Annotated in this window: 22 protein-coding genes and 1 other annotated feature; of the genes, 12 read left to right on the plus strand and 10 right to left on the minus strand. The window is 47.2% G+C overall.

Annotated elements, in window-relative coordinates:
• The first annotated feature begins 32 nt into the window (after positions 1–32).
• From H8698_RS10430 to mgsA, 10 genes are all read left to right on the plus strand, one after another.
• Positions 33–2,072 (plus strand): U32 family peptidase, encoded by a 2,040-nt coding sequence (locus H8698_RS10430; protein ID WP_249313445.1) that lies wholly within the window; start codon positions 33–35, stop codon positions 2,070–2,072.
• 3 nt (positions 2,073–2,075) lie between these two features.
• Complete coding sequence (locus H8698_RS10435; protein WP_177680771.1) at positions 2,076–2,441, plus strand: NusG domain II-containing protein; 366 nt, start codon at positions 2,076–2,078, stop codon at positions 2,439–2,441.
• Positions 2,431–2,964, plus strand: coding sequence for a Gx transporter family protein (locus tag H8698_RS10440; RefSeq protein WP_249313446.1), 534 nt, complete (start codon positions 2,431–2,433; stop codon positions 2,962–2,964). The genes H8698_RS10435 and H8698_RS10440 overlap by 11 nt, the downstream gene beginning before the upstream one ends.
• Positions 2,955–3,545, plus strand: a complete 591-nt coding sequence (locus H8698_RS10445) for a Maf family protein (protein WP_249313447.1) — start codon at positions 2,955–2,957, stop codon at positions 3,543–3,545. The genes H8698_RS10440 and H8698_RS10445 overlap by 10 nt, the downstream gene beginning before the upstream one ends.
• Positions 3,546–3,586: 41 nt before the next feature.
• Positions 3,587–4,630 carry a rod shape-determining protein gene (mreB, locus tag H8698_RS10450; protein WP_249313448.1) on the plus strand — a complete coding sequence of 348 codons (1,044 nt, stop codon included), beginning with the start codon at positions 3,587–3,589 and terminating at the stop codon, positions 4,628–4,630.
• 17 nt (positions 4,631–4,647) lie between these two features.
• The gene (mreC, locus tag H8698_RS10455; RefSeq protein WP_177680779.1) at positions 4,648–5,481 is read left to right on the plus strand and encodes a rod shape-determining protein MreC; all 834 of its coding nucleotides are present in this window, start codon (positions 4,648–4,650) and stop codon (positions 5,479–5,481) included.
• A gap of 20 nt (positions 5,482–5,501) precedes the next feature.
• Positions 5,502–6,059: a rod shape-determining protein MreD gene (gene mreD / locus H8698_RS10460; RefSeq protein ID WP_249313449.1), complete on the plus strand. Its 558-nt coding sequence runs from the start codon at positions 5,502–5,504 to the stop codon at positions 6,057–6,059.
• Complete coding sequence (locus H8698_RS10465) at positions 6,052–8,115, plus strand: penicillin-binding transpeptidase domain-containing protein (RefSeq protein WP_249313450.1); 2,064 nt, start codon at positions 6,052–6,054, stop codon at positions 8,113–8,115. The genes mreD and H8698_RS10465 overlap by 8 nt, the downstream gene beginning before the upstream one ends.
• A gap of 39 nt (positions 8,116–8,154) precedes the next feature.
• Complete coding sequence (locus tag H8698_RS10470; RefSeq protein WP_249313451.1) at positions 8,155–8,778, plus strand: septum site-determining protein MinC; 624 nt, start codon at positions 8,155–8,157, stop codon at positions 8,776–8,778.
• A gap of 263 nt (positions 8,779–9,041) precedes the next feature.
• On the plus strand, positions 9,042–9,449 hold the full coding sequence (mgsA, locus tag H8698_RS10475; protein WP_177680196.1) for a methylglyoxal synthase: 408 nt from the start codon (positions 9,042–9,044) through the stop codon (positions 9,447–9,449).
• 59 nt (positions 9,450–9,508) lie between these two features.
• Here mgsA and H8698_RS10480 read toward each other — a convergent pair whose 3' ends face one another.
• Positions 9,509–11,902 carry an S-layer homology domain-containing protein gene (locus tag H8698_RS10480; protein WP_249313452.1) on the minus strand — a complete coding sequence of 798 codons (2,394 nt, stop codon included), beginning with the start codon at positions 11,900–11,902 and terminating at the stop codon, positions 9,509–9,511.
• A 151-nt stretch (positions 11,903–12,053) separates the two neighbouring features.
• On the opposite strand from H8698_RS10480, the gene H8698_RS10485 reads away from it, so the two are divergent.
• Positions 12,054–12,995, plus strand: a complete 942-nt coding sequence (locus tag H8698_RS10485; RefSeq protein ID WP_249313453.1) for an aldo/keto reductase — start codon at positions 12,054–12,056, stop codon at positions 12,993–12,995.
• Positions 12,996–13,037: 42 nt separating this feature from the next.
• Here H8698_RS10485 and H8698_RS10490 read toward each other — a convergent pair whose 3' ends face one another.
• Entirely contained in the window at positions 13,038–14,816 is a 1,779-nt protein-coding gene (locus tag H8698_RS10490; RefSeq protein ID WP_249313454.1) for a glycoside hydrolase family 88 protein, read from the minus strand.
• Positions 14,817–14,919: 103 nt separating this feature from the next.
• Here H8698_RS10490 and H8698_RS10495 point away from each other — a divergent pair, with 103 nt between their 5' ends.
• The gene (locus H8698_RS10495) at positions 14,920–15,729 is read left to right on the plus strand and encodes a helix-turn-helix domain-containing protein (protein ID WP_249313455.1); all 810 of its coding nucleotides are present in this window, start codon (positions 14,920–14,922) and stop codon (positions 15,727–15,729) included.
• 45 nt (positions 15,730–15,774) lie between these two features.
• Here the strand turns inward: H8698_RS10495 and rplL are convergent, their stop codons facing one another.
• The 8 genes from rplL to murB all read right to left on the minus strand — a co-directional run bounded on the left by rplL (position 15,775) and on the right by murB (position 20,423).
• Positions 15,775–16,149 (minus strand): 50S ribosomal protein L7/L12, encoded by a 375-nt coding sequence (gene rplL / locus H8698_RS10500; protein WP_249313456.1) that lies wholly within the window; start codon positions 16,147–16,149, stop codon positions 15,775–15,777.
• 54 nt (positions 16,150–16,203) lie between these two features.
• Positions 16,204–16,704, minus strand: a complete 501-nt coding sequence (gene rplJ, locus H8698_RS10505) for a 50S ribosomal protein L10 (protein WP_177677579.1) — start codon at positions 16,702–16,704, stop codon at positions 16,204–16,206.
• Between the two features lie 19 nt (positions 16,705–16,723).
• Positions 16,724–16,852: a sequence feature (ribosomal protein L10 leader region), on the minus strand.
• Positions 16,853–16,888: 36 nt separating this feature from the next.
• Positions 16,889–17,584 carry a 50S ribosomal protein L1 gene (gene rplA, locus H8698_RS10510; protein WP_177677581.1) on the minus strand — a complete coding sequence of 232 codons (696 nt, stop codon included), beginning with the start codon at positions 17,582–17,584 and terminating at the stop codon, positions 16,889–16,891.
• A gap of 64 nt (positions 17,585–17,648) precedes the next feature.
• On the minus strand, positions 17,649–18,074 hold the full coding sequence (gene rplK / locus H8698_RS10515; protein ID WP_249313457.1) for a 50S ribosomal protein L11: 426 nt from the start codon (positions 18,072–18,074) through the stop codon (positions 17,649–17,651).
• 179 nt (positions 18,075–18,253) lie between these two features.
• Entirely contained in the window at positions 18,254–18,775 is a 522-nt protein-coding gene (nusG, locus tag H8698_RS10520) for a transcription termination/antitermination protein NusG (protein WP_249313645.1), read from the minus strand.
• Between the two features lie 88 nt (positions 18,776–18,863).
• Entirely contained in the window at positions 18,864–19,076 is a 213-nt protein-coding gene (gene secE, locus H8698_RS10525; protein ID WP_177677585.1) for a preprotein translocase subunit SecE, read from the minus strand.
• 36 nt (positions 19,077–19,112) lie between these two features.
• Entirely contained in the window at positions 19,113–19,262 is a 150-nt protein-coding gene (gene rpmG, locus H8698_RS10530) for a 50S ribosomal protein L33 (protein ID WP_177677587.1), read from the minus strand.
• A gap of 252 nt (positions 19,263–19,514) precedes the next feature.
• Positions 19,515–20,423, minus strand: coding sequence for a UDP-N-acetylmuramate dehydrogenase (murB, locus tag H8698_RS10535; RefSeq protein ID WP_249313458.1), 909 nt, complete (start codon positions 20,421–20,423; stop codon positions 19,515–19,517).
• Between the last annotated feature and the right edge of the window lie 12 nt (positions 20,424–20,435).

Here is a 20,435-nt window from a genome sequence, read left to right on the forward strand (position 1 = left end):
AATAGATAAGTTATACAATGTGGAGGAATAACATGGAGCTACTTTCGCCGGCAGGGGACTTTGCGTCTTTAAAAACCGCGGTGCGGTGCGGCGCAGACGCCGTTTACATAGGGGGCAAGTGTTTCAGCGCCCGCAGAAATGCAAACAATTTTACAAACGAGGAAATTGCCGCAGCGGTAGATTTTTGCCATCTGCACAAGGTGAAGGTGTATGTAACCGTTAACATCGTAATCAAAGAGGATGAATTTTCAGATGCGCTGTCCTTTGCCTCGTTCTTGGCAGAAACAGGCGCAGACGGCATTATCGTACAGGATTTGGGCCTGTTATGCGCCATAAGAAAGCTGTCGCCCGATATCAGGCTCAACGCCAGCACACAAATGACGGTTTGCTCAGCAGACGGTGTGAATTTGCTTCAAAAGCTGGGGGCAAACCGGGTGGTGCTGTCCCGGGAACTGTCGAAAGAAGAAATCGCATCAATAAATGCAAAAACCACGATAGAGCTTGAGGCATTCGTCCACGGGGCCATGTGCATGAGCTGGTCCGGCCAGTGCTATTTAAGCAGCATTATTGGCGGAAGAAGCGGAAACAGGGGGCTTTGTGCCCAGCCCTGCCGCCTGCCCTATACGCTGTATCGGAACGGACAGGCCGTTACAAATGCGAAAAACTTGCTGTGCATGAAGGATTTGTGCCTGGCAGAGCACATGCACGAGTTTCAAACCATTGCAGATTCTGCCAAAATTGAGGGCAGAATGAAAAGCCCGGAATATGCAGGCGTGGTGACAAGGGTGTATAAACAGGCAATGGAGGGCGCGGCAGACAGGGCGGGAATTCAGGACATGCTGTCGTTTTTCTCCCGCGGCGGCTCAGGTAGCGGATATTTTCACGGCAGGGGCTTTGATAAGTTAATGGACTATACCGGAACGGAAAAGGTCACTGCGTCGAAAGACTTGATTTCAGAAATTCAACAGACGGACATCGCCAAAAAAAGGGCTATTTCCTTTCGCCTTACGGCCCGGGAGGGGCTTCCCCTCGCGCTGGCGGCGGAATGTGACGGCTTTTCGGCAAATGCGGCAGGAGCGCCCTGTGAAAGGGCGAAAAGCGCTGCTTTTGATAAAATGCGTGCCAAAGAGCAAATCGGAAAGCTGGGAGACACGGCTTTTGTCGTGAAAAAAATCACCACAGAAACAGAGGGGCAGCCCTTTGTGCCCGTATCCGCGCTGAACAGCTTGCGGCGGCAGGTGTGCGCAGACTTGCAGGAACAAATCTGCGCATCTTACCGGCGGAACGTGAACAAAATAACAGCAATCGGACAAATAGCCAAGCGAGAGACAAGGCCGCCAAAAGTTTGTGTTCAGGTGCGCACAAAAGAGCAGATGGAGGCAGCCGCCTCCTGCGGAATTAAAGCAAAATATCTGTCTTATGACTTGTTTCGCCGGTTTGGAACCGAGAAAGACGTCTGCGTGCTTCCGCCCCTGACCAAAGAGGGCGAAACACTGCATTTAGAAAGTGCGGCCCGGGTTATGGTGCAGAACATTGGCCAGATAGAGGCCGCCAAAGAAAAAATTATGTGCGGCGGGGAACGGCTAAACGTAACAAACAGCGAAACAATGAAAATATTATCTTCCATCGGAATGAAACGGGTAACGCTATCGCCGGAGCTGAACCTGAAGGAAATGAAGCAAATCACAGATCATTGCGCAGTGCCGGCAGAGGTCATAGCATATGGCAGGCTTTCGGTTATGCTTCTGGAAAACTGCGTCATCAAAAGTGCATACCGGTGCACAAAGGGAGAAGGATTTTTTGAGCTGTGCGACAGAAAGGGCGAGCGGTTTCCGGTTTTGTGCGAGGGGTGCCGCAACGTGATGTTAAACAGCGTGCCTCTTTACATGGCGGACAAATTAGACGATATTGTCTCGCTGAACGCCGGGGCAATTCGGCTGGTGTTCACGACGGAAACCGGGGACGAGGTAAAAAAAGTGCTTTCAGCGTATCAGGCGGGGTTAATGGGAAAAGCGCCCCGGAGTGTGTTTGATAAAATCACAAGGGGACATTTTTACCGCGGAGTTGAATAAGCCATGACGAAAACGGACAAACTTATTTTTTGGAGCGTGCTTTTATCGGCGGTTTTTCTTCTGCTGTTTTCAAATGTAATTTTTGCGAAAACAGGCCGTGAAACCATTGTAATTGAACTTGGCGGGAAAGAATATGCCCGGTATCAGCAAGACGCTTTAAGCCAGCCTAAAACACTTGAAATTCAAACGGAATTCGGCTATAATAAAATAGAAGTTTCTAAAAAGGGTGCAAGGGTAATAGATTCGGACTGCAAAGACAGACAGTGTATCGGCGAAATCCAAAAATCCGGAGAAATGATTGTCTGCCTGCCCCACAGGCTGATTGTGAAAATCGAAGGAAGCGGGGAGGTGGACGGCGTTGCATACTAAAAGAACGGCGGTTTTTGCCCTGTTCTGCGCCTTGGCGTTGGTTTTGGGATATTTTGAAAACCTGATTCCTGCGTTTTTGGTAGTGCCTGGCGGCAAAATCGGCCTGGCAAACATTGTTACCATGGTGGTGTTTTGCCTGATGGGTGCAAAGCCGGCGCTTGCCTTTGGCGTTCTACGGTGCTTTTTGTCCTCTGTGTTATACAGCGGATTTTTTGCCTTTTTTTACGGCTGTGCAGGAACGGTTTTGTCTGTTTTGTCCATGGCAGCGGCAAAAATGATGTTAAGGGACAAAGTTTCCGAAATCGGACTATCCATCATTGGCGCTGCGTTTTTTAATTTGGGACAGCTTGCCGTTTGCGCCGCCGTGCTGGAAAGCCTTGGGGTGTTCCGCTATTTTCCGGCGCTTTTACTGGTTTCGGCTGTTGCCGGAAGCCTCACCGGATATGCGGCAAACCGAATTATACCCCTCTGCATGGAAAAGAATTTTAAAAGCAAGAATGGAGACAACAATATATGGAAATAATACTTGCGTCGGGGTCGCCCAGAAGAAAAGAGCTGTTAGGCGCAATGGGACTTACCTTTTCCGTGCGGACAAGCTGCGCGGACGAAACCATAGAGGAAGGGCTGCCGCCCTTTTTTGTTGTGGAACAGCTCTCTTTGTTAAAAGCGTCTTCTGTTGCCTCAATTGTGAAAAGTGAGGGCAAAGAGGCTGTTATCATCGGGGCGGACACCATTGTGGTGTCAGAAGGAACCATTTTAACAAAACCAAGCGATGAAGAAGATGCAAAGGCTATTTTATCCGCCCTGGCGGGGAAATGGCACAGCGTTTTAACCGGCGTTACGGTTATGAACACAAAAAACGCCAAAAGCGAGTCCTTTTATGTGGAGACAAAGGTGCATTTTATTGCGTTAACAAAAGAACAAATCGACGCCTATGTGAAAACAGGCGAACCAATGGACAAGGCCGGCGCCTATGGCATTCAGGGCAGGGGCGCTCTGTTTGTGGACAAATTAGACGGCGACTATTTTAACGTAGTGGGGCTGCCTGTTTGCAAACTGGCCCAGGTTTTAAAAGCGGAGTTTGACATAGACTGTATGGCTTAATACAAATTGAAATCCCTCAGCAGCAAAACCTTACATAAATTATGAGGGAGGAATTTTCGTTGACAAAATATATTGGTGTGGATCTGGGAACAGCAAATACGCTGGTTTACTGCAAGGGGAAGGGAATTGTGCTGAAAGAGCCGTCGGTTGTGGCGGTAGAAAGCGAAAGCGGCAGGGTTTTGGCCGTTGGCAGGGAAGCCAAAAACATGATTGGCAGAACGCCGGATGAGGTGATGGTTATCCGTCCCATGAAAGGCGGCGTAATTGCAGATTTTGATGTGACGCAGGCCATGTTAAAAGCATTTATCGAACGCTCCTGCCCCGGCGGCGTAATGCGCCCCCATGTCACCATCTGCGTGCCTTTTGGCGTGACGGAGGTTGAGCGCCGGGCGGTGTTAGAGGCGGTAATGCGCTCCGGCGGCAAAAACGCCTATGTGATTGAAGAACCAATGGCGGCGGCACTGGGGGCGGAGCTTCCCGTGAGCGAGGCCACCGGCAGCATGGTGGTGGACATTGGCGGCGGCACCTGCGAGGTGGCGGTGGTGTCGTTCGGAGGAATTGTGGCCAGCACCTCCATCCGCTATGCAGGCGACAAAATGGATGCAGATATTGCAGAGTATGTAAAAAATATATATAATCTTATGATTGGGGAGCGGACGGCGGAAGATATTAAAATCAGCATCGGAACTGCCCATCCCTCCTGTGAGGAAAAGAGCATATCCGTAATGGGGCGCGATTTGGCTTCCGGCCTGCCGAGGCTCCTCACCATTACCTCGTCCGAGGTGCGGGGTGCCATTGCGGGGACCATCAGCAAGGTGATCGGCGCGGTGCGGGACACGCTGGAAAATACGCCGCCGGAGCTTGCCGCAGACATTGTCAGCCGCGGCATTGTGCTGACGGGCGGCGGCGCAAAGCTGCCCGGCCTGGATTTGCTGATTCAGGAAAAGACGGGCATTGATGTTACCGTGTCAGAAAATGCAGAAGACTGTGTGGCCGTTGGGGCGGGAATGGCCTTATCTGTTCTTGCTGACAGAAGTCAAAACGGCGCCCGCAAACAAAAAAGGGGGCTGTTCGGCCGCAAATAAAGGGGATGACAGAAGGAATGAAAAAGCGTGAAAAAAAACGGTTGATTGTTGTTTTGGTTCTGACGGCGCTGATATTCGTATTTATGGGCGTGTCCTATTCGCTGACCAGCGCGGGGAGGGCCAATCCGCTAAGCAGCGCCGCGCAGTTTATTTTCAGCCCGGTGCAAAGCGTGTTCTCCAAAGCGGGCAGAAGCGTCGGCGGTTTTTTTGAAGCGCTTTCAAATGTTTATACCTACAGGGAAGAAAACGAACGGTTAAAAACAGAAATAGATGTGTTAAAACAGGAAACCCGGTCGATTGAGTCGTTAAAACAGGAAAACGAGCGGCTGCGGGAACTTTTGAATTTTAAGGAAACCAGCACGGAATATGATATGGTGGGCTGTGAGGTCATTGCCAAAGACGCAGGAAACTGGTTTGGTACCTTTAAGGTGGATAAGGGCACAAGCAGCGGCATTCAAAAAGACGACGTGGCGGTGCTGCGCCGGGCGCTGGTGGGCAAGGTGACAGAGGTGGGCGACAACTGGGCGGAAATTACTTCCATTATCGAGCCGGAAAGCTCTGTGGGCGCCTTAGTGACAAGAACGCAGGACATTGCCATTGCAGAAGGGGATTTGGGCCTAAAGGACAAAGGCAAGCTAAAGCTTTCGTTCATTGCCGACAGCGCCGGGCTGGTTGCCGGCGACTCCATAGAAACCTCAGGCATTGGGGGCGTTTATCCGAAAGGGTTATTAATTGGAACCGTCAGCGAAATTTTAACGGACAGCGCCAAAAACACCAACTATGCGGTTGTAGATACAGAAGTGGATTTTGAGCGGATCCGTGAGGTAATGGTAATTAAATCGAAACAGTAAAGCAGGGAGAGGCACAAAAAATGAGGGTTTTAAACAGGTTTCAACCGAAAACAGATTTTATGGGCAGCGCGGTGCAATATCTGCTCGCCGTCGTTTTCGTTTTGTTTTTAATCGTCGTTCAAACCACCATTGTCCATGCCGCCGCGGTGTTTCATGTAGTTCCGGGACTTGTTTTTGTGTTTTGCATGTGTTACAGTATAAAAAAAGGAGGTCTGCCAGCCGTTGTGCTCAGCGCGGCCTGCGGATTTTTGCTGGATATGCTGAATGGAAGGCCTCAGGGGCTTGACGCACTTTTGTACCTATACATATCGCTGGGGTGCGTTACATTGCATGACTGTCTTTACAACAAGTCCTTAAAGGTGTTAACGGCGGGGGTTCTTGCAGCGTCTGTTGTCTATGGCGCGGCGACATTTGGGCTGAACTTTCTTTTGTGGGGGGAAACGCGGATTGGCTTTGCATTTACCCATAAAATCATTCCCGAGGCGCTGTATAATTGCATTGTTACACCGATTCTATATCCGTTTGTGTGTAAATGCTCGGTAAGCAAAGATTCGAGGAGGAGTGTTTGCCGTGAATAGAAACTTAAAAAAAAGCACGCGCAGGCGCTATTTTGTGCTGTATGTCTTTGCCGCGGTGTTTTTTGTGATGATTTTTACAAGATTGTTTTCCCTGCAATTAAAAAGTGGGAAGCAATATCGCAGCGTGTCGGACGCAAGACTGTCTCTATCCGTGCCGGTAATTGCCCCGCGGGGTGAGATTACTGACCGTTACGGCAGGCCCTTTGTGACCAACCGCACCGGATATTTTGTTGTGCTGGAAAAAGTAAACGAAACAACCCAGGAACGACATGCATCTATCTTAAATGTGCTGAAAATTCTCACAGAAAAGGGCAGCACGGCGGAATATGAAGATAGTCTGCCCATTTCTTTTGATTCTCCTTTCCGGTTTCAATATCCCAAGGAAGAAAAAAATAAGGCCGAGCAGGAAAAAAAGTTTAAAACGGAAAATGGATTTGATGAAAACAGCACGGCAGCGGACGTAATGAACGCGCTGTGCGAAAAATATAAAATTGACGAAAATTATTCAAACAAAGAAAAACGGCTAATTGCAGGCGTAAGGTTTGGAATGGAGAAAAACGGGTTTTCCGTGTCTGCGCCCTATACCATTTTAGAAGACGCCGACATGGAAACAGTGACAAAAATTAAAGAGCACGCCGACCTGTTTCCCAGCGTTGCCGTGCATGAGCGGCCTGTGCGGGAATATCTCTACCCCCAAACCGCCACCCACATTTTAGGCAGGGTGGGCAAAATCAGCAGTACGGAGTATGACCAGCTGAAAAACAGCGGCTACGGCAGGAATGATTATATCGGAAAACAGGGCGCTGAAAAGGCCTTTGAACAATATCTGCGCGGCACAGACGGCGTGAGCAGCATTGAGCGGAAAATTGACGGTGAGTCGACGAACTTTATCGAATCGGTAGACCCCATACCGGGAAATACCGTAATTTTAACGTTGGATTTGGATTTGCAGCTGGCCGCAGAACAAACACTTAAGAAAACGGTGGAAGAGACAAAATCCTCCGCTTCTTCAAAAAACGGCGGGTCGGTGGTGGCGGTAGACGTAAACTCCGGCGAAATTTTAGCCACCGCGTCTTATCCCACCTATGATATTACAGAATTCAGCGAAAAATATAATGAAATGGCGGAGGATCCATCAAAGCCTATGTTTAACCGCGCTCTCTCCGGGCTTTATGAGCCGGGCTCAACGTTTAAGCCCATCACCACCATTGCAGCAATCGACAGCGGCGTGCTGAAACCGGACGAAATAATGGAAACCAAGGGCGAATATAAATATCTTGACCGCACATTTAAGTGCAATATTTTCAGAACAAAGGGCATAACTCATGGCACAATCAACGTTTCTGAGGCCATTGGCGTGTCCTGCAACTATTTCTTCTATGAGGTTGGAAGACGCACAGGAATTGAAAAAATTGCCGAAACGGCTGAAAAGTTTGGGTTAGGCAGTCTCACCGGCGTTGAGCTTTCCGGCGAAGAGGCAAAGGGAAAAATCGCAACGCCGGAAAACAGGGAGCAAAACGGCGGGAAATGGTATCCGGGGGACGTGCTTCAGGCCGCTATCGGTCAGTCGGACAACTTGTTTTCTCCCTTAGCATTGGCAAACTACACAGCCACGTTGGCCAACGGGGGAACAAACTATAAAACAAAGCTTTTAAAGGCTGTGAAATCAGAAACAGATGAAACCATTTTAAAATCGGCGCAGCCCCAAATTAACCAGATGGCAGGTGCGTCGAAAGAGGCGCTGACCGCAGTGAAGGACGGAATGCTAAAGGTAACGGAACCGGGGGGAACGGCCTATTCCGTGTTTGCAGGCCTTCCCGTGTCTGTTGCGGGCAAAACAGGATCGGCCCAGGTACCCGGCGGCACAAACGGCCTGTTTGTCGGCTATGCCCCTGCGGAAAATCCCCAGATTGCCGTCAGTGTGGTGCTGGAAAACGGCGATTCGGGAACCAAGGCGGCAAGGGTCGCCCGGGAAGTATTGGAAAGCTACTTTGAAAAACCGAAAACTGACGATAAAAAACCAACAGAAGAAAAACCATATACGCTTCTTCCGTAACATAAATTTTTAACGTGAAACAGAAAGGACATGCTGCAAATGATTATTTTAAAAGGAAGCCCGAAAGGAATTTCCGTTTCGGTAGACGATACAGATTTTGAAACAGGCCGCGCAGAGCTGATAGAAAAGCTTTCTGCCTCGAAAGAGTTTTTTAAAGACATTGCGCTGGAGGTCTTTCTAACCAGCAACTCCCTTACCGAAGCTGAGGTTTATCTGCTTCAGCCCGCGGTGCGCGAGGCCCTGTGCGAAACAGATGTTACGTTCATTGAAACAGAACCGAAAATGATTCCCAAAAAGCATTCTCCCTTAGACGAATTGGGTACGGATGAAGGCATTACAAAGTTTTGCAGAAAGACGGTGAAAGCCGGCGAAACGGTGGAATATGACAACAACTTGGTTGTCATCGGTGATGTGGAGGCTGGTGCGAAGGTGATTGCCGGCGGAAATGTGTTTATTTTAGGCTCTTTATATGGCAGCGTGCATGCCGGTGCCGGCGGCAGAAAAGACGCCGCTGTGGTTGCAATGAAGCTTATGCCCGAGCGGCTTTTAATCTGCGATTTGTCGGTTAAAGTGAAGCAAAGTGCAATTAAGCGGTTGTTTTCTAATGTACCGGAAATTGCCTATATTGCCGGAAATGCTATAAAAATTGAACAATATACATAAAAAAGAAGTTAAATAATTGTGAACTTTATATGAAATATACAAAAAAAACGAAATTTGCTGTGGACTTCATACCTTATCTATGGTATAATATGCACAGATAATCCTTGCTATGCAAGACTTCGGCTCCGCCGATTTGCGCTAAGCGCAGAAGTGCATATTGACGGCTTTGCAAGAATGTCCTTGCAAGCAAATATTTTTGCTTTATGGTAAAATAACCACGAAATGATTCATTTATTTAAAAATTGCAGACAGGAGGGTATGGAATGAATATTGCGTTGATCGCGCATGATAAGAAAAAGGAATTGATGGTGCAGTTCTGCATTGCATATAAAGGAATTCTTGCCAAGCACATGCTGTGTGCCACAGGAACAACCGGCGGGTTGGTGTCAGACGCAACGGGCCTTTCCGTTCACAGATTTTTGTCGGGCCCCCAGGGCGGCGACCAGCAGATTGGAGCAAGAATTGCCTATAATGAAATCGATTTGGTGCTGTTTTTCCGCGACCCTTTAACGGCACAGCCTCACGAGCCAGACGTTTCGGCCCTATTAAGGCTTTGCGACGTGCACAATGTGCCGTTAGCCACCAATGTTGCCACGGCCGAGGTTTTGGTGCGGGGATTAGAGCGCGGCGATTTAGACTGGCGTGACATTGTAAACCCAAAAGATAAATAAAAATCTGTAGAATATAAAACGGCTGCTGTGCATTCGCACAGCAGCCGTTTTGTCATTTTTTATTTCTTTTTCGCCTTTTTCCGCTTGCTGATTTTCACAAGAACATAAGAGAGGAACAACAGCACAATGGTAATTAAAATGCAAAGCGCCGCCCGAAATTCAAAGTCAAAGGTTTCCTGCGCGTTCGAAACAGCGCTGTCCGCACCGGATTGCAGGGACGACACAGTGGTAACAGGTGAAACATCGTAAAGCAGCATAAACGTTTTATAAAGAATTTCCGCTCCCTCTGCCCGCGTAACCGCGCCGGAGGGAGAAAAGGCCCCCACATTGTTCACCAGGCCGCACTGGGCTGCAACGGCAATGTCCGGCCGCGCCCACTGGGAAATTTGGTCTGCGTCGGTAAAATTTAAATATGCATCGTCGTTTTCAGGATATGCATATCCTTTTTTTTCTGTCAGCGTTCTGCCGCAAAAGGTAACCACCTGTTCTTTAGAGACCGGCTCGCTGCCGCGGAATGTTCCGTCCGCATAGCCCGCCGCAATGTTTTGTTCCTCAGCGGAGGCAACATAGCGGTAAAATTCGCTGTTTTCCGGCACATCGGAAAACGCCGACTTTGCATCCACGTTGGTAGCATAAAACATCTTTACCAAAGCGGCCGTAAAATCATAGCGGCTTAGGGTAGCCTCCGGTTTAAAATTGTTGTGCTTGTCCAGAGTAAAAATCCCTTTCGATACCATAAAGCGAATGGCCTCCTTTGTGCCGGAGGGCACGCCGCCAATGTCATTCATGGTGATGTCGTTTTCCACAATGTCATAGTCGCCGGAATAGTTGGTTGAAAATTCAATGGTTTTGTTCTTGGGGTCGAACTGCCCGCCCCAGTTGTCCGTGCCGCCTTTAAAGCTGGCCATAACGGTGGAATATTCGCTTTGAGCAGGAACGATAAACCACACAGGCGCGTTAATATAGTCAATGGTCTGGTTGTTTTTGTCTGTAAACACAACAGAAAAAACATCGCCGTTTTTCTTAAATTCAATGCAGAACAAATCAAAAGAGGCTTCTAAATTTGCCAGGTCAGACGCGGTGATGTAAATGCCCAGGTTGTCGCTGAGCATCAGCCGAATTCCAGATACGCCGGCAAGCTTTTGGGCAACGCCCTTTTCATATTCAATTCTGACAGGCTGTGACAGGTCAATATCAGCGCAAACCAGCTCCGGAATGGTGCGTGCTTTCCTGATTTGGGAAAACCCCTGGGAATCGCACAGCTTTAACAGCCGCTCCATACAGTCCGCCGCGTTTTCCGCAATAAACGATACCCCATAGTCATTTACTGTCACCGTGTTGTTTTTTGCTCTGATTTCCGTCCGCGAGCTTCTGTTTACCGCATGCTCCATATATTCTGAAATGGCCTTTTTCCCGTTTTCGTTGGCGTTTTTTCCGGAGGAGGACAAAACTGCAGATAAATAGTTAACATAATCGTCAATTCCGCGGAACGACATGGTTTTCGTATAATCAATATAAACGTTTGAGGCCTCGTTTTCCTGGGTTTTCAGACCAGAAAGATACGAAATGTCAAGCTCGCTCTCGTGGCCGTAAATCACGGCGGCGCCCGGTCCACCGGAGGTGCTGTCAGCGTTGGTTACCACAGCATATTGTTTTGCATAGGGAAAGACAAAAGATGCCTGCGCGGCGTCGTTTACATAAAACTGAACAAACACGTCTGTGCCGCTCAGCCGCGAAATTTTGTCAAAGCTTGCAAACAGGCCGTCTCCAACTGCTTTTTTTATTGCTTCCCGCTGCTGTTTTGAAAAGTCCGACGTGTCGTCGGAAAGGGCACTTAAAAAACGATACCGCTTCAAAAAGCTTTCGATGGCTTCAATTTTAGACCCGGCGGCGTCAATTTCCTTGGCTGATAATACACAGAGCGTAAAAGGTTTTAATGTAAATCCAGCCAGATATTCGGCCACCAGGCTGGTGCAGTCCGGCACGCTTTGGGGAGTTTCACCGCTGCCTTTAAAGGTGCCGGTGCGGTCGCTGTGCTCAATCGCCACAACCTCCACGTGGGGCAGCCCATCTGAAAAGCTCATTTTATAGGTTACAATGTCCGAACCGTCTGCAATCTGGCCCATAAACTCCGTCAGGTTTGTCAGGCTGTTCTGTGCTGTTTTCAGGTTTTCAAAATATTGAATCGGAATATCTTTGTTATCTGTGATTTTTATCACGGAATTGTTTTGAAACGTATAGGCCGAAACAATTGCTTTATCTCCGGCTATGAGCTCCGGCGTGCCGTCATAATCTAAGTCGGCCAAAATATATTTTGTTTGGCTTTTGGTCGGAATTTGGCTGATAATTCTTGTATATTCCGCTTCCCACGGCTGTTCGTTTTCAGAAAATACGCCTGCAGGAAAAGACAGCATAATCAAAACAAACAGGAATATTGCAATGAGCTTTTTCAATTCCATTCCTCCATCAATTCATTCATTCTTCAATTATATATTTTTTTGTTATAAAAATCAATGTTTTTCGCAAAAAAGAGGCTAAGCTTTTCAATTTTATTGACACCAAAATCTCCCTTTGATATAATAAACAGGAAAGGAAGTGGGTTACATGATAAAGCTTTTTAACGGAATCAATGAGGTCGCCATGCAGAGGCTGACGTTCGGCCCGAACACTTATGGCGACGAGGAGAATATGGATAAATATTTAATGTTTCTCGACATGTACACCGAGGCCGGCGGAAGCAGTGTTGACACGGCAAGGGTTTACAGCGGCGGTCAGACCGAGGAGGCCATTGGCAGATGGTTTAAAACCCGGAAAAACCGCGATAAAATTGTTCTCACAACAAAGGGAGGGCATCCACCGGCAGGGGATATGCATAAGCCCCGGCTGGACAGGGAAAATATCTTTTCTGACATAAAGGCCAGCCTGGCGGCGCTGGGCACAGATTACACCGATGTGTATCTGCTTCACCGGGACTGCCGCGAAATGCCCGTGGGCGAAATTGTAGACACCTTAGACGAACTTGTGAAAACAGGGTTGGCAAAGGTGTGCGGCGTGTCGAACTGGAGAACGGACAGAATAAAAGAGGCAAATGAATATGCAAAGCAGCACAGCAAGGCGCGCATCTGTGTGAGCCAGATAAACTATTCCCTGGCAGAAACCACGCCGGAGCGATTGGGAGACGATACCTTAGTGTGCATGACCGATGCAGAATTCAATGCCTATATGGAAATGAAGCTTCCGGTTATGGCGTTTTCTTCCCAGGCAAAGGGCTTTTTTGCAAAGCTTGCTGCTGGGGAGGATTTAAAAAGCAAAGCAATAGAACGGTTTTTAACAGAGGAAAACTTAAAGCGGTTTGAGCGGGTAAAAGAAGTGGCAGCACAAACGGGTCTGTCGCCGTCTGCGGTGGCGCTGAGCTTTCTTACCTGCAATCCCCTGCCCATATCGGCTGTGTTTTCCTGCAGAACACAGGAGCAAATGAAAGACACGTTAACGGCAATGAATGCAAAGCTGGATGAAAAAACAGTGGCATATTTAGAAAAGGGCTGAACATAAAAAAAAGCGGCATAGATTTTTCTATGCCGCTTTTTTTTATTGCACCTTAATTTTAAGTGTGACCTGCTGATTTTTAGGAATAGGAACACGTAAATGTGCGGACAAAAAGCCGCCGCAGGGGTGGAAAATCCGCTTGCCAATGGAGGTGTCGTGTGTGATAGGCTGAGAACATGTAATGGTAATAACGGCATTTTCGCGTTTTAACTGTGCTGCAGGGCCGCATACCGTTAAAGCTTCGGTATTTCTTGCAATCAGCGGAAGAATATAAACCGCGTCCTCTGCTGTGGTTGCCGCACAAATTTCAAATATACTGTCGCCAAGCTTATATGTAATCTGAAACCGTTCCGTTCCGCGCAGAAGAAAATTTTTTAAAACGCCTTGCGCGTTGTAAACCAGGGTAGTTTTATCCTCTAACGCTGTAATATTTGCAGTGGTGTCCAGGGTGTTTCTAAACACTTCTTTTCCGCGCTTCAGTTCTAATCTCGGAGTTTGACAAATATCGTTAAAATATGGCGGGACTTGCATATTCAAGTTCTCAACCAAATCATATTCGTTTATACTGGCCGCTAAAATTACGCCTGCCTTATCATTCCAAAGCATGGTCAGGGCGCCTCCTGTGGGTGTTGTTGATGCATTTAATGCATTAAAATCATAACAGGAAAAGGACGCTTTAAAATGGCCTTTCGCGGCCAGCGTTACATTCACAGAAGAAAACGTTTTCATCCCCTTGCTGGTTTCTCTGGGCAGCAGTAGGTCTTTATCCCGCTTCATTTTTGATTCAATCAGCGGAATCAGCGACTTGGCATGGCAGAAGGTGTGGTGAATGCACGTCGGAAGCCGCGCGTCTGCATAGTGTGGCCCGCCGGTCAGCAGGCCATTATGGGTACTTTTTTTATAAAGTAAAAAGTTTCTGTGTGCAGCTTCTGCATACAGCGCATTGCGGTCTGACAAATAAGCGTAGGCGCCCTGACAGCCATCAGAGGTTCTGCTGCCGTAATAGGTCCATTTGGCGCTGCGTGATCCCCAGCTGTTGTCCCATGCGCCGTCTGGCAGCATAAAGGACAGATGCGCGTCCATGGAGCGAAGTAAGGCTTGCTCCACAGTTCGGTCTTCACCAATATATTTTAAATATACCGCAAGGTTTGGCAGCGATTCCTCCACATTGTAGCCTAAGTCCACACCCCGGCAGCCCCGCGGAGTGATGCCGTAAGAATCAAGCCCCTGGGTTTCGCCGAAAATTAAACCGTCCTCCCCAATATGGTTTATGGCATAAAGCGCCAGCTCGCGTGCCCTTTGTTTATATTTTTCCTCACCTTTCACTGCCCATGCAACAGCCATTGCGGCGGCAGCCGCAATCCGGTAATTGATGTTGCAGCTTAGATTTTCGTTAAAATTTTTATAAATAAAATCTAAGGTTTCACAATATGATGCATTCCATTCCTCCCATTCGATAGGGCAAATTACATCCTTACAATGATAAAGAAGCTCGCCCAGCTGTATGTTAAAAAAGACGGTGGTTGCAAACCAAAGACAATTGGGGTCGTTTAAAAAGAAGCCTCCCGGTCTGTGGGTGTTGTGTTTTGTCCAGCAATACACGTCCTTTGCCGCTTCGTAATATTTTTTATCCCCTGTTTTTTTATATAGATAAATAAGAGGGTACATGCAATCGTTAATTCTTCCGTGAATTCTGCCGCAGGCAGGACAAAAAATACCGCCGTAAATGGCAGGGGATTGCGGCTCTTTCATTTGTAATTTTATAAGAGTGTCACACCAGGTTTTTAAAATCTTAAAATAGTCGTTTTTTTCATAATTCATGTAATATCACTCCTTAAGGTCAATTATACTTTAAAATACGAAAAAGTACAATTGACAGCAGTATCATAAAATTGTATAATAGACCCATAGAAGGAGATGCAGTATGGAAAAAACAAAAAATGTAGATGTAATGCTTGAAAGAGAGCTGCCAACGCCTTTTCGGATGTTCCATTTATTTGAGCGCAAGCCGCACTATGAGATGGACTTTCACCAGCATGAAACATTTTACCATGTTAATTTGGTGCTGTCAGGGGAGGTTCGGGTAATCTGTAAAAATGAAACGGCAAACATACACCAAAACCAGGTTTTTGTAGTGCCTCCGGGGCTTATTCACAAGCTTCAGTCAAACGGCGGATACAGACAATTCGGAATTGATTTGACGCTGGAACATAAGCAAGAAGAACTTGCCGTTCTTGCCAGGGGAGCATTTGAAAATCAGTTTACCGTTACGCCGGTTCGGTCTGTAACGGAACGTTTTTCATCTCTTGAAGAGAAAATGCGGAATCCCATGCCGCTGAATTTGCTAAATTTATTAAATTTTGCAGAACGGATTGTAATTGATACCATGGAGGCAGTATTAAACCAAAAGAAAGAGTCATTTTCAGAAAAAGTTACAAAAATTTTGCAGGAGCGTGACCCATTTCGTTTAACGGTGACGGACATTTGCCGGCTTTTAAATTATTCCAAAAGCCAGATTGAGCGGATTTCGAATAGGGAATTGGGCTGTGGCATGATGGAATATATCAACAATATCAGGATGAATGAAATCTGTACATTGCTTCGGTGGTCTGACATGCCCCTTGCGCAAATTGCAGAAAAAACGGGACTTTATGATGCGAGTCATCTAATTACATTTTTTAAACGGCACATGGGAACGACACCCGGCAGATACAGAAAAGACAGGCAAAAATAAACCGTGCGGCTTTTTGCTGCCGCACGGTTTTTAGATGTAATAAAATTATTTCAATGTAACTTTTGCGCCAACTTCTTCAAGTTTTGCTTTGATTTCGTCAGCTGTTTCTTTACTTGCAGCTTCCTTAATTACTTTCGGAGCGCCGTCAACCATTTCTTTTGCTTCTTTTAAGCCAAGGCCGGTAACTTCACGAACAACCTTAATAACCTTAACCTTTTCGCCGCCAACTTCTGTCAGCTCAACGTCGAATTCAGATTTTTCTTCTGCAGCAGCAGCTCCGGGAGCAGCTGCACCGGCAACAGCTACAGGAGCAGCCGCGCTAACGCCGAATTCCTCTTCAATTGCTTTCACCAGTTCTGATAATTCCAGAACGGAAAGCGCCTTAATTTCTTCAATCATAGCAGTAATCTTTTCGCTCATTTTAATTTTCCTCCTAATTTAAATTCGTAAAAATACGTTAAATTGTTTTTTCGTTTAAGCTGTTTCTTTCTGTTCACGAACAGCGTCGATTGCCCTTGCAAGGCCTGCGATTGTTGCGTTCAAGCCACCTGCCAGCATAGCATAAAGCGTGTCTTTCGAGGGGATTTTGCTCAATGCGTCAATCTCTTCTAACGACATTGCCCTGCCTTCCATAAAGCCGGCTTTAATTTCAAACACTTCGTTATCTTTTGCAAATTCAGCTAAAACGCGCGCCGGAGCGACAACATCTTCAAAACTGAGGGCCAAAGCCGTGGGGCCGTTTAAAATTTCGTCGAATTCGTTAAAGCCCGCGTCGTTTGCCGCACGTTTTGTCAGGGTGTTTTTCACAACCGCATATTCAATGTTTGCTTCACGCAGCTTGTTTCTAAGCTGTGTGTCTTCCTCAACCGTTAAACCGCAGTAGTCGACAAAAACGCCGGCAGCCGCTGTTTTCAGCTTTTCAGAAAGGTCAGCAACCATTTGCTGTTTCTGCTGTAAAACTTTTTCACTTGGCATGATTTTTCACCTCACTGTGTAATAAAAAATAAAAGGCTTTTCTCCGCAAACGAAGAAAAGCCCTAAATCACCTTTAAAGCGTTTCCTCGGCGGGCAAATTTAAGCCGATAACGGCGCCTGCTGTCTGCGGAAAATATTTTACTAAATCAAGTATACCAGAAATTTGTTTCTGTGTCAAGCAAAATTAGTCAGACAGTTTTGTCTGGTTAATTTTAACGCCGGGGCCCATGGTAGAAGCTACGACACAGCTTTTAATATACTGGCCCTTTGCTGCCGCCGGCTTTGCCTTAATGATGGCAGAAAGAAGAGCGTTAAAGTTTTCGCAAAGCTTTTCTTTGCCAAACGAAACCTTACCCACCGGGCAGTGGATGATGTTGGTTTTGTCCAAACGGTATTCCACTTTACCGGATTTAATCTCGTTAACGGCCTTTGTAACGTCCATTGTAACCGTGCCGGCTTTCGGGCTGGGCATTAAGCCTTTCGGGCCCAAAACCTTACCTAAACGGCCTACAACGCCCATCATATCGGGTGTTGCAACAACAACGTCGTAATCAAACCAGTTCTCGTTCTGAATTCTGGGAATCAGTTCCTCAGCGCCTACAAAGTCTGCGCCTGCGGCCTGTGCCTCGTCAGCTTTCTCACCTTTGGCAAACACCAAAACACGGGCAACCTTACCTGTGCCGTGAGGCAAAACAATGGCGCCGCGAACCTGCTGGTCTGCGTGTCTTGAGTCAACGCCCAAACGAACGTGAACCTCAACGGTTTCGTCAAATTTTGCTTTAGAAGCTTTTACAACCAGGTCCAAAGCTTCGTCAGAGTCATAGAGCTTTGATTTTTCGATGAGCTTCGCGCTCTCTTTATAATTTTTTCCTCTAAACATTCTGTTTCCTCCTTCTGTGGTCAAACAAGCGAATGTTCGCTCTCCCACTTAATTAAAAATCGAATTAGTCTTCGACAGTAATGCCCATGCTTCTTGCAGTTCCTGCAATCATGCTCATGGCAGCTTCAATGGATGCTGCGTTTAAGTCAGGCATTTTCTGTTCAGCAATCTGTTTTACAGCGTCTTTGCTGACCGTAGCAACCTTTGTTTTGTTGGGCGTACCCGAAGCCTTGTCGATTTTAGCGGCTTTCTTTAACAGTACAGCCGCCGGGGGAGTTTTTGTGATGAATGTGAAAGACCTGTCAGCATAAACTGTGATAACAACAGGGATAATTAATCCTGCGTCCTTTGCTGTTTTTTCATTAAACTCCTTCGTGAACTGAACGATGTTTACACCGTGCTGACCCAAAGCAGGACCAACCGGGGGAGCCGGAGTAGCTTTGCCTGCCGGAATCTGCAGCTTGATGTAACCTGTGATTTTCTGTGCCATTTTGTGCACCTCCTCTTTAACAAATGTGGTAATGGCGAACAGGATTTTTAAATTTCCCGTCCTCCCACACGCGGAAAACCCCGCGCAGGGCAGCAAATATACTGCCCGAAAAGGCATTTGCCCGAAAGCAGACCGCCTTTATAAAAGCCGGCGGAAGCCCGCCTGCGTTTTTAACAACATTAGTTTAACACTTCAATTTGTGAAAAGTCAAGTTCAACTGGCGTTTCGCGGCCGAACATGGAAACGATAACGCGAACGGTTTGTTTTTCGGTGTTAATTTCGTCCACCACGCCAACAAAGTCGGCAAATGCACCGTCGGTAACGCGGACAGACGAGCCTGCGCTGAAATTAACCTCAACAACCCTGCGTTCAATTCCCATGGAATGAACCTCTTCCTCGGTTAAAGGAACGGGTTTCGAGCCGGGGCCAACAAACCCCGTAACGCCGCGTGTGTTGCGGATTACATACCAGCTGTCGTCTGTCATAATCATTTTCACCATGACATAGCCGGGCAAGAGCTTTCTTTGCACAACCTTTTGTTCGTTGCCCTTCTGCTCCACAACCTCTTCCATCGGAACCTGCACCTCTAAAATCAAATCCTGTAGGCCGCGGTTTTCAATGGTTTTTTCCAAATCCGTCTGAACTTTTTTTTCATATCCTGAAAATGTATGAATAACATACCATTTTGCGTCTTCAGCCATATTTGTCCAAAAGAAGCAAAGCCTCTTTTTGCCTCCTTTTCCCATGCGCTTTTTTCTTCACAGCGTCATGTGTTATTAAAACAGCTGTCTACTTCATAAATGAGAGCAGATACGTGAACCCGAGGTCAATTAAAGAAATAAATACGCCCAGCAAAATAATGAATGTAATTACAACGCCGGTGTTATTTCTAACTTGTTTAAAGCTTGGCCAAACGATTTTTTTGAATTCAGACTTCATTTCACGAAAATAGGTTGCAACTTTGCCGGGGCCCTTTTTTGCTTTCTGTGTAGCTTCTGCCATATCGTTCACATCCTTACAATTAGTTTAAACGGAAACCTATTTTGTTTCCCTGTGCAGCGTGTGCTTTTTGCAGAATCTGCAGTATTTGTTAAGCTCCAGTCTGTCGGGTGTATTCTTTTTTTCCTTCATGGTGTCGTAATTTCTCTGTTTGCACTCTGAACATGCAAGAGTAATTCTTGTTCTCATATGGAACGCCTCCTAAGCATTTTTGTTATTCTGATCCGTTATAGGTGTTTTTTTTTGTGAGCAAAAAAAAAAAAGAACCTATCCACTTCAAGCACCCTATACTATACCATAAACACAGGTTTAAGTCAAGTGTTTTTTTGCAAAAAACCAGATATTTTTGCGCTTTTCCAGGTGTTGTGGCAAGTTGCAGGCCGCCTTCAAGATGTTGTGTGGAAGCCGTGCGGAATTAAATAAAATTCCGCACGGAATTCTCTATCTTCCAATCACTTTTACTTCCGGCTCCAGCGTCACACCAAACTTTGAAAACACAGTTTCCTGCACTTTTGCAATCAGCCGCACCACATCTTCACAGGTTGCGCCGCCGTTGTTCACAATAAAGCCCGCATGCTTTTCTGAAACACCTGCGCCGCCTACGCCTGCTCCTTTCAGTCCCGCGTCTTCAATGAGCTTCGCGGCAAAAAAGCCCTCCGGCCGCTTGAAGGTGCTGCCGGCGCTGGGTTTTTCCAGCGGCTGTTTCTCTTTCCTTCGGGCGTTTAAATCCCGCATGGAAGCCAAAATCTCGTCCGGATTTTTAGGCGACAGGCTCATTTTGGCAGACAGAATGAATTTTCCGCCGGCGGAAAACACGCTGTGCCGGTAAGAAAAATCGTGCTCGCTGCGGGAAACGGTTTGCATATCGCCGTTTTCATCTAAAAACCTTGTCTGAGTCACAACATCTTTCATTTCCCCGCCATAGGCCCCGGCGTTCATAAAGACAGCGCCGCCTAAGCTGCCCGGAATTCCCGAGGCAAACTCCAGCCCGGAAAGAGCGGCCCGCTGCGCGGTTTTTGCAAGCTTTGCCAAGGATGTAGCCGCGCCGGCTTCCAGTTCGGTGCCGGAAGCCTTGGCATAGTCAAACGCGCCGGACAGCCGGAACACCACGCCGTCAATCCCAGCGTCGCTGACCAAAAGGTTGGAGCCTGCGCCAATCAGCAGAAACGGCACGTTTTTGCTCCTGCACAGCTTTACAAGGCGGGAAAATGCTTCCTCCCCCGCCGGTTCCACAAATAGGTCCGCCGGACCGCCGATTTGAAAGGTGGTATATCGGGACATAGGAACGTTTCGTTCCACATTTACCGGCTGAATTGCCAAAACTTCCTGAACAAACGATTCTGTGACCATAAAAAATTCCTT

The sequence above is a fragment of the Congzhengia minquanensis genome, assembly GCF_014384785.1.
In the GTDB taxonomy this organism is placed as follows: Bacteria; Bacillota; Clostridia; order UBA1381; family UBA9506; genus Congzhengia; species Congzhengia minquanensis.